We start from the raw sequence: 15,200 nt of genomic DNA, 5'->3' as shown, positions 1-15,200 counted from the left end.
TTCGATGTCTGAGCAGGAAATCGGCAGAGAAGATCCGGACGGCGGAAGCGGCCATGAGCCCAGCCCTGACACTGTACCTCGACGGCGCGGTTGGCGTCGACGCGTCTTTGTTGCCGGCGCCGCCGCCGCCGTTTTGGTTCTGATCGTCGGAGTCATTTCGTTCATTGCTTATCGCTATGGCGTAGTTGATGACCTTGTAAGGTCACAGTTTCGGGCAAAAATGGAACGCATCGGGATAGTCTTCGATGCAGATGCCTTTAGCCTTACGCTCGATCCTTTGGAGCTCCGACTTCGAAATGCGACGTTCAACGATCGAGTAAGCGGAGAAAAGCTCTTTTTCATCCGCGAGGCCCGCATCGGCCTTTCGGTGACCAACCTTTTTGCCTGGCAGCTCACTCGTGACATCAACGTCGAATCGACCGATATCAATGGAGCCGAGGTCTGGGTCAAGTTCAACGAAAACGGTCGATCGAACTTCTCTAACCTCATCGAGGACACCACGTCTTCAAACCTGAATTTTAGATATGAAACGGCTCGTGTATCGATCGAGAACAGCGTCGTCCATATAAATGACCTCTCACGCGACATTGCCGGTGACGCAAACAACGTCAGGCTCCGGATCGAACCTGAGCCTGGTCAGATCGATTCCGAAGCTCGCTATCTGATCGATCTTTTTTCATCTGATTCCCGATTCATATATGATGGCCGGTCTCTCGAGAATATTGATATCCGTTTGAAAGCCATCGCCGATCGTAACGGTGCCGATATAACCGAACTCCGCGTCGAAACTCCGATCGGCAGTTCAAATATCTCCGGTCGTGTGAACGACTGGGCCTCGCTGAGGTATGACCTGAACATCGAATCGACCGTCGACCTGACCCAGAGCTCGAATACGTTTTCGCTGGGAACTGCGCTTCGCGGGGTAGGTAATTTCAAGGGCCGAGTTTCAGGACAGGGCGAATCATACAGGATCGAAGGCTCGGTCGACGCCGAATCACTTGCCGCGGACGGCATTTACTTAAAGGCGATCGATGTCGAAGGAACCCTCGAAGGAACAAACAGCAACTACGAGGCAAACGGTCGAGCGGTTGCTGAACTCCTTACTTTTGAAGATTTTCGGATCGAGTTTCCGCGTATCGCGGGCAACGTACGCGGGACCGGAACGGACTTTCGATGGGTCGGTGAACTTCAGGCAATTTCGGCTAGATCGAGATCGCTGTCTTTAGGCGGCCTATTTCTGTCGGATGCTGTCGCAGAGTACAAGGATCGAAAGCTCTTGGCCGAGGTCGGCAACGGCAGGGCACAAATGTTCTCGATCGCAAGCTCGGAATTTGAAGATCTCAGGGCCCGCGACCTAAAGATCGCCGCGCGAGACGGATCATTCCAGATGTCCGGGCCGGCGGCAACGGCGAAGTCATTCAAAACCCCGGATTTCAAGATTCAAGCGGTAACCGGAAAAAATGTTGATGTTCGTGATAATAATGGCAAAACAACTGTAAAGATCGACGGAATGACCGCGGACAAGGCATTCCTGAAAGATAACAGCGCGACCAACATCAGGGCCGATTCATTTGTCCTCGAAGATATCCCGAACCGAACCGATATCAAGCTTAAGAACCTCCGTGCCGATCGTGTCGATGCCCCGGGCACGACGATAACCGGTGTCGTTGCTCCGTCGGTTAATATTACAGACGACCCGATCGACACAAAGATCTATTCCGATGACCTGCGGATCGCCCGGATCGAAGGCGGCGGAGCAACGCTCGGGAGCCTGAATATCGCCGGGGTCAGGCTAACGATTCGCGAAGGGCGGGTCGAAGGCTCGTCAGCCGACATTGACGCCGGTGACGTGACCATTGCAAAAACAGGGAGGCTGCCCGACGGTGGCAAGCTCGAGAACGTAAAGATCGTAAAGCCTGTCTTTGTTGTCGAACCTTCGGGCCGCTATCGCGCCAGTGCCGATATGAGTATCGGCGGCGGAATAGTTGGGAATATTCCGCTCGGCTCGGCAACCTCGGCGGTCGTCGTTGACAGCGCAGGAATCGAGCTCACGGGACTGAGAGCAAACTTGATGGACGGCCGTCTTGATGGTGCCGCGCGGATCTCGTATAGCGACCGTGACCGCTCAGTTGTTAAGGCTGCGTTCGTCGACCTCGACCTTTCAAAGCTCGTTGCGATCCAGTCAGGTCGGGTATTTCCGTTCGAAGGCAAAACTACAGGAGACGTCGACCTGACATTTGACGGTACCGATTTCGGTTCCTCAAGCGGCTCGATAAATGCCGGCATCACTGCCAGTGCCGGAGGTGCAGATAGCGGACGGATCCCTGTCAATGGCCGCATCGACGTTGACGCCAATAGCGGTTTGTTTACGATTCGCGAGGCGAGACTGACCACGCCGCAGAGTACGCTGGGCGCGACCGGTCGATTCGACCTTGGCGGCCAGGATTCAATTCTCGACATCGCGTTGAACTCAGGCGACGCAAGCGAAGTTGAACGCTTATTTCGAATCCTCGATATCTCACCGGATATCGAACAGCAAATGGATTCGCTGAAGGTCCAGCTTGCCGGAAATGCGAAGTTTGAGGGAAGGCTGACTGGTCAATTTACTGATCCGAGCATCAACGGCCGTGCGAGCGTCGAGCGTGTCGCAATCCGCGGCCGCGAGATCGGTTTCGTTGCGACCGATGTGATCGTCACTCCCTTCGCGATCGATCTGAGTAAAGGTGAACTAAATGAAGCAGGCGGAGGCTCGGTAGAATTTGACGTCAACATTCCTCGAAGCGGCAGCAACAACACTTCGGTCAACGCGGTATTGCGTGATGTTAATGCCGGAAATCTGATCGCGGCCGTCCCTGATTGGCTGCCCGAGCGTCTTCGTGATTTCCAGGGAAGGACGTCCGGCAGCGTCGAGCTCCGAGGCTTACCGAACGAATCCACAGGCGAGATCAATCTTGCTTCAGAAAGCGGTATGATCGCAGGGCAGCCGTTTGATTCGCTTCGAGCTAAGGCGGTCTTTGCCGGCACCGCGATCGACATCGAGACCGCGGAGATCCGCGTCGATTCGGGTATCGTGTCGGGACGCGGACGTTACGACCGGGCTTCGACCTTATTCGATGGGAACTTTGTTGGAAGTAACGTCCCCTTGCCTCTTGCACTTTCGTTCCTGCCAGCGAACGAGACGATTCCGGTCATCCTTGGAAATACGGATTTTACGTTACGGGCGAACGGCAGTTTCGACCGGCCTTCGTCGATCGACGTCAATTTTGCCGGTACGGCCCGTGAGGTGGTTATCAACGAAAATCAGTTCGGAGATATTTCGTTCAAGGGGATCACCGAGCGTCAGGTTCTCAACGCTGATCTGACCGCTACGCTCGACGGAAAAGCGCAGGTGTTTAATGCGACAGTCGATTTTGCGAAAGACGAACTCCCGTTTCGTGTCGAACACAGGCTTGACCAGAGCCCGTTAAGGCCATTTTTTGCTCTTGTCCCGAGGCTTCGGGGGATCTCGATCGGCGGAACGGGAACCGGCGTTGTCGAATTTGGCGGCAATCTTACCGTCGTTGACGGATCGGGCGATAGGGTCTTCTCGACCGATGCCTTAAGGGGCTCGGCCCGGTTTTCTCAGCTTTCGCTTCAGCTCCAGGACACACCGCTCGTCGCGACCGAACCCGTTTCGGTTACATTCAACACGCGCGGAATAACATTTGAAAGTGTCCGGTTTGCCGGCGGCGGTTCGAATTTGACCCTTTCCGGCACAAAGGCATTGACCGACGACGGCATAAACAACCTGGCCCTCGACGGACGAGTTAATCTTGCGCTCCTTAACGTATTTCCGGGAATATCCGCTGCAGATACGTTTTTCGGTGGTTTTGCGGATGTTTCTATGCGGCTTGCCGGCGTCAACACGACCGCGCGGGTTACCGGGACCGCAAATATTGATAATGGAGCGATCGCCACCTTTATCGGGACAAGCCGTCTTACCCTCGATCGGCTTCAGGGACGCGTGATCTTCACATCTAATCAGGCGCAGATCGAACAGGCGACCGGATACCTCGGCGGCGGCCGATTTGTCGCCAGCGGCGGAGCTTTGATCGGTGACGATCTGAGACTTGCTGCGTATCAGATCTCGCTGAATGGTACAAACATCACCGTTCCGCTTCCTGAGAATTTTGTTACGACCGGCGATGCACGGCTCGAGATATCCGGCCGCCGGATCGGTACAGATCTGACGACCTTGATCGCGGGATCGATCCTCGCAAGGCGAAGCCTCTATAGTCGCGACATCGACCTGGCAAATGTCGTTGGCGCGCGTCGCGAAGGTACATTGACAAGCGGCCCGTCATCGGGGTTTGTGCCGAGATTCGACCTGTCGATCGAGGGCCGTGATGCTTTGGTAGTTCGAAATAACATCGCCGACCTGACCGCGTCAGTGTCGCTGCGGCTGACGGGTACCACGGCGGCTCCGCAGCTGTCAGGACGAATCACGGCTAATAGTGGAACCGTGTTTTTCAGAAAGGACCGATATGTTGTGCAGCGAGGCGTCCTCGAATTTCCGCCAAATACCGCGATCGAACCCATCATCTACTTGCAGGCTGAGACCGAGATACAGGGCTATCAGATCTTCGTGAATCTCGCAGGCCCATTGACCGATACCGAGAGTCTTACGGCCGCATTGCGTTCAAGCCCGGCGTTACCCGAGCAGGATGTCGTTTCGCTCATCACGACGGGCAGCCTCTCGAACACGGCTGCGGGCATCCCAACGCTTGCATCGACCGGGCTCAACACGGCGGCCGAGATCTTGACCGATTCGATAATTAACAATCCGGCAAGGCGAGCTACCGACAAGCTGTTCGGTTTGAACGTTTTCGAGATAGATCCGATCATCTCGGGCGAACGCATCAATCCATCTGCTCGCCTTACTGTCGGTCGGCAGATAAATAACAACTTACGCGTCACGTACGCCACCAATCTTTCACAGGATCAGAATCAGGTACTGGCGTTCGAATACAGGGTCTCGAATAGATTGTCCGTTGTTGCTCAATACGAGCAGAGAGCACTGAGCAACGTGACGCGAAATCGCGACAATTTCAGCTTCGAAGTTCGTCTCAGGAGGAGGTTCTAAGGTCTCGCAGCACGGCTGTAATTTCTGATCCGAACGACGATGCCCGGCTTTGAACAGATAAATAAGCAACCGGTTGCTCGCCTTTCCTCGGCGCGGCGAAGATACCGGTCGCCTTTTTTTCGCGTTCCCGCTGTTATTGTGGTCATTTTGGGGGTCATACTGTTCGTTCGCGGTCAAGATCGGTTCGAGGGCCGCGAGATCGCTGATATCTCGATAGCATTCGAGGGAACCGATACCAGTATTTCCTCGGCAGAGCAATACAGGGTCATTGCGCGTGACGCACTCGGAAGCCGCTATTCGGCCGTCGGCGTGCGTGATGCGATCGCCGATCTTTATAGCACTGCACAGATCGCAGCGGTCACCGTCGAGGCCGCCGATGCAGCCAATGATCGCGTTGGCGTTCGATTCCTGATCCGCCGTAAGACCGTCGCCAAGCGTGTCTCGATCGCGTTGGTCAACGGATTGGAATCCGGGGTTACCGAACAGGAATTGCTTCTGCGGGTGAATTTGCTCGATCCGGGCACGGCGATAAACGAGCGCTCGCTCCAGAGCAATGCCGATCTGATCGTCGAATATCTTCGTGATCGCGGCTTCTATCGTGCTGAAGCTCGGTTCGAACAAAAGCCGATCGCCGCCACGACCGATGTCGAAGTGACGTTTCGCGTTACACCTGGGCCGCAGGCCAGGATCGAAGCCTTCGATGTTTCGATCGATGGTGCCGATTCTTCCCAACTGAAGTCGGTCATCCGCTTACAGCCGGGCGAGCGATTCTCACGCGCTGGCCTTGCACGCGATATCGAATCCGTCCGCGATTCCCTGCGTTCTAAGGATTTCCTCGCCCCGCTTATCAACGAGCCGCGGATCATTTTCGATAGCGAGACCAATGCTATAACGGTCACATTGACCGGTTCGGCGGGGCCGAAGATCGTCGTGAATGTAGAAACCGACAAAGAGAAGATCGGGAACTCGACCCAAAACAGGCTGCTTCCGATCAAACGTGAAGGCACGCTCGATTACTCGGCGATCATTGAAGGTGAACGCCGGCTTGAGAACTTTTATCAGGAGCGAGGCTATTTCTTTGCAAACGTCGTTTCTGTCTGTTCGGTCAACCCTCCATTGGCCGGTGACGAGGGGGTGACCGCGGCCGGCGAGACGAGTTATCGCTGCTCGACGCTGACTGGGACTGATCTTACCGGACGTGAGGTGAAGATCGATTATCGCGTCGACCTCAACCGCCGTCTAAAGCTCGTGGACATTCGGCTGCGGGGCACCGACCAATTTACGATCGACGAGATCCTCTCAGTGCTTGATTCTCAGGAAGCCAATATTCTCGGGATCATACCGATCTTTGGTTATGGGCGTGGCTATACGAGCCAGGCGATACTCGACGAGGACGCCGCGACGATCCGTTCGCTGCTTCGCGAACTCGGGTACCGTCAAGCCGAGGTGCGGATAAACCAGGGTGTCTCTCCCGATGGTGAGAACCTGATCATAACCTTTATCGTCGAACAGGGTGTCCCGACACGTGTTTCCGACGTCGAAATACGGGGGAATATCGCATTCAGCGAGGCTGAGTTAAAAGGTCAGCTTCCCGAGATCGTCGGAAAGAATTTTTCCCGTGCGAGGGTCCGGAACGGGCAGCGTCTTCTCGCTGAATTCTATTCAAACCGAGGTTATTACGACGCAAAGATAGATTTCTCCGTTGACGAGTTGCCGACCGACGCCGTGTCCGGTGAAAACCGTTTCAAGGTCATTTACAACATCGAAAACGAAAATAAACCCGTCTATATCAATCGCATTCTTGTAAATGGGAACGTCCGGACCAAAACTGAAGCGATCCTAAGGGCGCTAGCTTTGGAAAATGACGAATTACTCAGAACCGCCGACATCTATACAAGTGAACAGAACTTATACGGAACCGACGCATTTGAACGAATCGACATAAAACCCCAGCCGGTCGGCGACCGGGCCGATGGCGGCCGACTGACTGACGTGATCGTTGACGTCCAGGAACAGAAGCCGCGGCTGCTTCAGTATGGCGGCGGCTATTCCACCGACCTGGGATGGAGTGGTTTTGTTGATCTCCGTCACTTTAACCTCTTGGGCAACCTGTGGCAGGGCGGTTCAAGGCTGCGTTGGAGCCAGCGTCAGCAGATAGCGCAGATCGATTTCATCAATCCGCGTTTCATCCGGGACGGCAAGGCGAAATTCGCTCCGTTGACGATCTCGATCCAGTATCAACGCGATTCGACGGTGACACGCTTCTTTCGTTCCGCGTTCGACCGCGGAACATTTGGCATAGTCCAGCGAGTCGATAAAAACGGAGTACCTATCGACGAATTCGGTAATGCCGCGGGTGATCCAACACTGAATCGGCTCAGCTTTTCGGCCGAAACAAATCGAACTATCAGCAGGCGCGACCGGAGCATTGTGTTCTTTCGATACCGGTATGAGGACGTCCGTCTTTTCAATACTCAGAGTCTGTTGATAAGCGATCTTCTGGAGCCGGATTCGCGGATCCGAATTTCCGGTTTCAGCACGACCTATGTGCGTGATACAAGACGCAACTGCAATATCAAATACTCGATCCTGGATATCATCGCCCGTGGGGATGTCGGCGAAAAGTGTCGGTATAATGCCAGCGATCCGACCAACGGCGACTACTTCACGGCCGAGTACAGCGGATCGGTTCCGGCTCTGGGCGCCAATATCGGCTTTCACAAGTTTCAGGCTTCTTACAACTATTACTACACATTCCCTAGGCTCAAGAATACGACGATTGCCGCCCGCGGAATTCTCGGGCTCGCAAGTGTCTTCTCGAACGGCAACCGATTTCCCGCCGAGTACTCTCAGCTGAACGGACTCTTGCCGATAAGTGAACGATTTTTTGCGGGCGGAGCGAACACGCTTCGCGGTTTCGAATTCGAATCTGCGGGTCCGCGAGTAGTGATCGTTCCCGAGGGCGAGTTTCGAAACAGCGACGGAGAGGTGGTCTTTCTTGATCCGTTCACTATTCCGTTTGGCGGAAATGCTCTCGCCGTGATCAATGTCGAGGCCCGTATCCCGCTTTCGAAGTCCGTTCGAGCTGTCCCGTTCTACGATGGCGGCAATGTATTCAAAAGGCCGCGCGATATCTTCACCAAGCCATCTGCCGCCCCGAACGATGTTGCCGGCCAGAATGCAATTTCAGCATGGTCGCATACCGTCGGACTCGGCTTTCGGATCCGCACGCCGATAGGTGGTGAATTTGGCATCGACTATGGATTTCTTCTTAATCCGCCAACGTTTCTGATCCCGCAAGGCAATGCTCCGAACGCGTTTTACCGGCTCGGACAGGGACAGCTTCATTTTCGATTTTCGCAGGCGTTTTGATCGGTCGGTTTGTGATTTTTCGAAGAACGTCTAGTTGATAGCCGACGAAGCGATCATCCTTAGCTCCTCTGCATCGGCTATCTGATCCGATATGTTTTTCCGGTCATGGGTTGCGGTGACCTCGATCGGATCGATGATGGTGTCGATCGTTGTGCTGCTTGATTCACCAGGCGGCTGCAACCCAGCTTGGATCTCGGTCGGGATGGTGACGAGTTTTCTCTGACGATTGATAGCCTTCGTCAGGTACATTGCTTTGTCGGCTGCTACGATCAGCTCGTCAAAGGTCTCGCCCTGGCTGGGGTAGCTTGCTGACCCGAGGCTTATTCCAACGCCGGCAAAGGCTTCGTCGTTCACCGGCATTACGAAATTGCTCACGGCTTCGACGATCCTCCGCTTCAGGCGTTTGATATCCGCAAGATTGGTCTCGGGAATGATCGCAACAAATTCGTCGCCGCCGTACCGCGATAAGAAGTCGTACTCGCGGAGCTGCTCCCTTATCACGCGTCCTACCTCTTTCAGCATATTGTCGCCGGTCTTGTGGCCATAGGTGTCATTGACACTCTTGAAGCCATCTAGATCGAGAACCAGCAATTGAAAGCTCGAATCAGTTCGGCTGGCACGCGTGACTTCCTTATCAAATTCGATCTGCAGGCTGCGCGAATTCGGGAGTCCGGTCATCGGGTCCGTCAACGCGTAGATCTGTGCCTCTGCATGTTTCAGTGCTTTCTCGATCGCATCGGCCGCTATTCTCGAAACGGTATCAAGAAGCCGAACGTGTTCGTCCTGATAGTTTGAGAGTTCGCAGGAATAGAGGGAGACCGCGCCTATCAGCTTTTCGTCGGCAAGTATTGGCAATGAAAGCATCGCCGAATAGTCGCGGCCGATCTCAGTATCGGAAAACGCAAAATCGAGAGCCGGATCTACGTTCTCGACCGGTCTGAGCTTTTTCAGTGCGTATCCGGTTGCTCCTTCGCCTAGTTTGATCTGTTTGTTGCTCAGAACGGACCTGTTCAGACCATGGGCATAGGCAGCCGTTGCGGTCTCGCCCGATTCGTCAAGCAAATACACAACGCTGGTATCGAACGGAATGAACTCGGCGATCTTTCGGGTGAAAAGCGACAACGTCTCGTCAAGGTTCAATGAACCGCTGAAATCGCGTGCAAGCGAGTAAAGCGTGAAGACTTCGTGATTGGCGCGCTTGATCTGCTCCACGTAATTTGGCGTTGCACTCTCATCAAGAACTATCGAACCGACCGCGGGTCCCTCGATCGTCTTTTCGTACGTCAATCCCTGCGCGTCGATCTCGTTCTCGAAAATACGGAGGTTTCGCAGAAACAGATCAACGATGGTCGGGTCAAACTGTGAGCCGGCTCGCGACCGCAGGAAATCGCAGGCTTCGTCGCGCGGCACCGCGTGCCGGTAAGGCCGAGCTCCGCGTAGTGTGTCGAACGTATCAGCGATCGCTAGAATTCGTGCAGTTATCGGGATGTTGTTACCGCGAAGACCCTCGGGATATCCGCTCCCGTCCCAGCATTCATGGTGATACTTTACTATCGGAACGACGGGATATGGGAACCCGACCTTTTCGAGTATGGAAGCACCGACGGAGGAGTGGATCTTGGTTTTCTCCATCTCCCCCGGTGTTAACCTCCCCGGTTTATTCAATATGTGGTCGGGCACCGCAAGTTTGCCGATATCGTGAAGAAGTGCTCCGGTCCGCAAGGCGTTTATTTCGTCATCGCTCAGGCCCATGACGTTCCCGATCCCCACAGCGTAGATCTGCGTTCGGCGAACATGGCCGATCCCGACCTGATCTCGAGCGTCGATCGCCGTTGCTAAGGCTTCGACCGTCGCCATATGAACTCGGCTCGCTTCAGAGATCTGCCGGGTCTTGAGTTCAAGGCTTCGGATATGGATCTTGAACGCAATATCGGCAAAGATCACCAACGGAAGGATCACGAGTCCGAACTCGATGCCAAAGTGGTTAAAGACCAGAAATAGAACGATCGTGGCCGAAAGGGTCGTGAAGTAGCCCTTTGCGATCTGTTGGACGGGAAGATCTTTCACCCGATGTTCGACATCAGATGTCGTATTGATGATCGCGGCAAGTGCAAGACTCACTGCAAAGTGAGTGATCGCCATTAAGAAAGACGCGGCGACAACCTCGTTGGGAATATTGAACCCGCCGATCGCGGCCGGTTTTGAACCAGCATAGTAGATGAGTGAAACCTGAAACGCCAGAGCACCCAAAAATGCAGCGATCGTGTCAGACGCGATCCGAAGCGCGTCGTTCATCGTGTATTTCGAAGCTGATTCCTTTTTCGACGCAGAAGCCAACGATCCAAGTATTGCTGCCCCGCCGACGCCCAGCCACATCGCGCCCCAGAATGCCAGCACGACCTTAGGCCGAAACTTGATCTCGGTTCCGGGAACGCTCATCTCGTACTTCCCGATCAACGAGGCAACGATCGATGAGACAGCGATCACGACAAAGCTCACAAACGTGTAACTAAAGATCTGATAGAACGAAAAGGCCGCAAACAGGGCAGCGACGCTCAATATCGTCCATCGAGCCAGATTTGACCTCAGTCCTGGATTGTTTCCGCTAATGTCGTCCATTTGACGTTTGAGAACCCCTTATCCTGCCAGCGTAGATCGGTAGTCGGATGATCATTCGACCCTCGCCGGGTTTCAGCACGAAGCAGCGAAAGGCTTTCGGCCTGACGTGCTCTGCTATAGGAATATCAAACGTTGTGCCAATTATTTGGTATCCTAAATCTACTTGATTTGTTGGGTTTTCGGTCTTACCCGTAAGGAATCGTTCGATGATGCCGTCATATTGAATGCTCATATTGACCGCGAACGTTCAAATTGAAAGAAAGGACGAATCCCCTGACCCGAGATCGCGTATGTTCAAATCCCACGATCGTCATCTTCGAGTATTGTTGGTCGCTCTTTCTGCGATCTTTGTGGCGGGCGTCGCGTTCGCTCAGGACAAAACCGAAGTGATCCGTGTCGAAACCGAGCTTGTTTCATTTGAGGTGACCGTTACCGATCCGCGAGGGAAACCGATAAACGGCCTGCAGTCGAGCGATTTTCGGATCCTCGAGAACGGCAAAGAAAGGCAGATCGATTTTTTTCAGCCGATCAGAAATGTCGAACTCCAGCGTCCGCTGGTTGTCGTCTTCGCATTAGATGTATCCGGCAGTATGACCGAGGCCGAGCTCGATCGGCTCAGATCCGCAATGGATCAGTTCATCGCACGGCTTGCGAATCCTGATTCGTATTTTGCGGTGGTAGCCTTCGCGATGGATGTCAAAACGGTCCAGGACTTAACGAATCGCCGTGAAAAGATAGAAAGATCTTTAGGTAAGATCGCGAAAGACCGTTCGGGGCTTTCGACGCACGCCTACGACGCTGTCGATCATGCGGTCAGAATGATCGAACGTCGATCTCCGCGATCGATACGCAGCCGCATTCCGAAACGGGCGGTCGTGGTGATATCTGACGGATTTCCGGTTGGAGATGTGGTTGCACCGAGAACCGTGATCGAGCGGGCACAGGCCGCCGATGTAAGTGTCTTTTCAGTGATCATGCCATCTTATTCCCGGCTGCAGGGAAGCAAACGGCCGCTGATGACCCCGTTCGAATCGTCAGGGATCGTGACTCGGACCGGCGGCGTAAGCTTTTATGCGAATGAAAACGATCTCGACCCGCTGTTCAAAGCGCTGGCCGAGCAGATAACGTCATCCTACGTGGTTGCGTTTTATCCCGACGAGAATGATCCTGAAGACTATCGAAGGGTCAAGGTTGAATCAAAAAGCGGATTTGTCGTTAAGCAGAACCGAACGGGTTACACACTCAAACGACAGGAGTAGTTCAGAGAATCGGAGCGATCAGTAGCGGTCGTCGTCATAATCATACGAATCGAAATCCTTGTCGACGCCCAATTCTTCGTCATCCGTATCACCCCGAAGATCCAATTCGAACGGATCAAGACCGACAACTACCAGGTCGGAACCGCACTCGTCGCACGATACACGGTCACCTTGTTCGGATTCTGCGTCAACATAAACTTCTTCGTCACACTCCGGGCAAATCGATGTTGGCATTTTTGGTTTTCTCCGAAAATCTAATAAATTTAGAAGTTATTAGGAACGATCTTTTTCTCATTTGAGAACCTTTCAAATTTACATTGAAATCCGGCGACACCGCAAGACTCGCCCCAACTATTTTTCTGAAGAAGAAATTTCGAATGGCCAGCGGAAGATAACGCATGCAATTTCCATTCTCGATCAGGGACGATACTGACTTTGATGTTACCGGCTTTGGTACTAATGCCGTCGACTTTCTTATCAGTGTTCCGGCATATCCCGATTTTTCAAAAAAGGTCGAGTTGACCGACTACGTCCAGGCCGCCGGTGGAGAAATAGCCACGACAATGGTCGGGCTACAGCGACTCGGCCTGAAATCGTTGTATGTCGGGCGGTTCGGCGGCGACGCTGCCGGCGATTTCGGAATGAAGAGTCTGATCGAAGAGGGCGTCGATATTCGTTTTTCCGAAAAGATCCAGGGCGCATCGACACAGATCGCCTTCATCATCATCGATACTAGAAATGGCGAACGGACCGTCATCTGGCAGCGTGACCATCGGTTGGCGTTTACCAGCGAAGACGTTCCGATGTCCGCCGCAGGTTGCTCAAAGGTCCTGCACATGTCCCCGCATGACACGGCGGCTTGCAGGACGCTAGCCGAGGCCGCCCGCCGAAGCGGCACCATCGTGTCGCTCGACATCGATAACGTTTTTGACGGGCTCGACGAGCTTTTGCCGCACATCGATATTCTCATCACCTCAGCTGAATTTCCTTCAAAGCTTTTCGGGATCAGAGACGCTAAGGAAGCACTGACCGAGATGCGTTCCAGATATGGAGCGCGCGTGGTCGGTACTACGTTAGGGGAATCAGGATCCCTTCTATTATGTGAAGGCTCGTTCATCGAAACCTCCGGTTTCGCCGTGCCCGGCGGATGTAAGGACACGACAGGGGCGGGCGATTCGTTTCGGGTAGGTCTGATATATGGCCTACTGACCGGCGAAACGGTCGAGGAATCGGCTCGCATGGCAAACGCTGTGGCGGCGCTGAAATGCCGTGCGGTCGGGGCGAGAACTGCGCTTCCGAACAAAACCGAACTCCGTGACCTGATGACCGGAAGATGAAACCGCAATAGGTCATCAGTTGATATCCGAGGCTGAGGGCTATTGATCTCTTATGGTTTGCCGGTTTCGATCTCACACAGTTAACCGCTCTAGGCCTGAGAATCGATGTTAAACACGATTAAAAATATATGGACATTGTGGTTCGCAATGGACTATAATCTTCCGGGCATCTCCCTTTCCTTATTAGCCCTGCTTCCCTCCTTCGTCAGCAACCTAATTCGCTGCTTGCCTTCTGACCTATGGATTCGAAGATCGGCCTCATCGCTCAGCTTAATGGTGTCTTCCTGATCACCATCCTCTCGCTATTCCTTCGTCGCTCCCTAAAGCTTACGGCGCTTAAATATTGGACGATAGCCTGGCTATGCCTCTCGTTTGCATTGATATCACTTCGCCTCGCTTTCGATTACACCCAACTTGGGTCGCTGTTGTTTACCTATTATTTCCTCGGCGAATACATATTCGGCTTCATGCTCATCGCCGGTATCCGCAGCCTTGATTCAGAGCAAGAGATGCAGCCGCGAACCGAGATGATGATCGCACCGTTTTTGATCATCGCGGTCATTCTGCCTCTGCTCGCTTCCGATTTCAACGAGATCTTGCCGATCCATTTCTTGATCGTCGCCGGGTTTTTTGCTTTTGCATTCTATTCAGCAAGAAAGTCCGCTCTGCGAAGCTTTGGCTGGCACGTACTGCACGTCGCGCTGGCAATGCTGGCCATAAATTTCGCTGGATATTTCTTTGTCTTCACAATGCGCAACGCGGTCCCGTTCGCCAATCAGATCCTGGCATACAATTCGGCGGTCAATCTGGTCCTCCAGACGTCACTCGGATTCGGAATGGTGATCGTTTTGCTTGAAAAGGTGCTCGCAGATTTTCAGACGGCCAATAAACGTTTACAGGATGCACACAAGCGCCTCGAGGAGCTTGTCCATACCGATCCGTTGACTGCCGCGTTCAACCGACACGCGTTCTATGGATTTGTTCGCAAGGGTAACGAAGACGGTACCACGGTTGCCGGCTGTGTGGGTTTTTTTGACATTGACGGACTTAAGAATATCAACGATTGTTTTGGACATTCCGCGGGCGACGCGGCGATCAGGGTCGTCGTCCGTTCGATACGCGACATAATAAGGGCAGAAGACCTGATCTATAGGTGGGGCGGCGACGAATTTTTCGTAATTATGGTCAGCATGGATGCGGAAATGGCCGAGACACGGATGTCCCGACTTGAAAACCTGTTGCGTAGCGTAAAACTCGACGGCGTCCAGGAACCGATGACGATAGGAGTTTCGTGGGGATTTCGCGATTTTACCGATATTGCCGACCTCGAGAAAGCGATAAGCGATGCCGATGCGGAGATGTATCGGCGCAAACGCGGGCGGCAGACTCAAAGCATCGATCCGGCAAATTTTGTACCGACGGCTTCACGAAATATCCCGACGATCGACATCACTCAGTAGCCTTTCGCTGGCCGAGATCCGGGCCGGGACG

Annotated in this window: 7 protein-coding genes; 5 read left to right on the top strand and 2 right to left on the bottom strand. The window is 53.7% G+C overall.

All coding sequences use genetic code 11. From position 1 onward, the window contains the following. Positions 1–4: 4 nt before the first annotated feature. Complete coding sequence (locus tag IPM28_13725; GenBank protein MBK9174043.1) at positions 5–5,122, top strand: translocation/assembly module TamB domain-containing protein; 5,118 nt, start codon at positions 5–7, stop codon at positions 5,120–5,122. 138 nt (positions 5,123–5,260) lie between these two features. Next, a complete protein-coding gene (locus IPM28_13720) occupies positions 5,261–8,494 on the top strand; it encodes a BamA/TamA family outer membrane protein (protein MBK9174042.1) in 3,234 nt (1,077 codons plus the stop codon). 30 nt (positions 8,495–8,524) lie between these two features. Here IPM28_13720 and IPM28_13715 read toward each other — a convergent pair whose 3' ends face one another. Next, positions 8,525–11,113 (bottom strand): diguanylate cyclase, encoded by a 2,589-nt coding sequence (locus IPM28_13715; GenBank protein ID MBK9174041.1) that lies wholly within the window; start codon positions 11,111–11,113, stop codon positions 8,525–8,527. 290 nt (positions 11,114–11,403) lie between these two features. Between IPM28_13715 and IPM28_13710 the strand changes: the two genes are divergently transcribed. After that, positions 11,404–12,372 carry a VWA domain-containing protein gene (locus IPM28_13710; GenBank protein ID MBK9174040.1) on the top strand — a complete coding sequence of 323 codons (969 nt, stop codon included), beginning with the start codon at positions 11,404–11,406 and terminating at the stop codon, positions 12,370–12,372. An 18-nt stretch (positions 12,373–12,390) separates the two neighbouring features. Here IPM28_13710 and IPM28_13705 read toward each other — a convergent pair whose 3' ends face one another. After that, positions 12,391–12,606: a hypothetical protein gene (locus IPM28_13705; protein MBK9174039.1), complete on the bottom strand. Its 216-nt coding sequence runs from the start codon at positions 12,604–12,606 to the stop codon at positions 12,391–12,393. Positions 12,607–12,770: 164 nt separating this feature from the next. Here IPM28_13705 and IPM28_13700 point away from each other — a divergent pair, with 164 nt between their 5' ends. Together IPM28_13700 and IPM28_13695 are read left to right on the top strand one after the other, a co-directional pair. Beyond that, positions 12,771–13,709 (top strand): carbohydrate kinase family protein, encoded by a 939-nt coding sequence (locus IPM28_13700; protein ID MBK9174038.1) that lies wholly within the window; start codon positions 12,771–12,773, stop codon positions 13,707–13,709. A gap of 239 nt (positions 13,710–13,948) precedes the next feature. Further along, positions 13,949–15,169, top strand: coding sequence for a GGDEF domain-containing protein (locus IPM28_13695; protein ID MBK9174037.1), 1,221 nt, complete (start codon positions 13,949–13,951; stop codon positions 15,167–15,169). The last annotated feature ends 31 nt before the right edge of the window (positions 15,170–15,200 follow it).

It is taken from the genome of Chloracidobacterium sp., from assembly GCA_016716305.1.
In the GTDB taxonomy this organism is placed as follows: domain Bacteria; phylum Acidobacteriota; class Blastocatellia; order Pyrinomonadales; family Pyrinomonadaceae; genus OLB17.
Note: the sequence above shows the minus strand (reverse complement) of the source record. Positions and strands in the feature narration are given on the sequence as shown.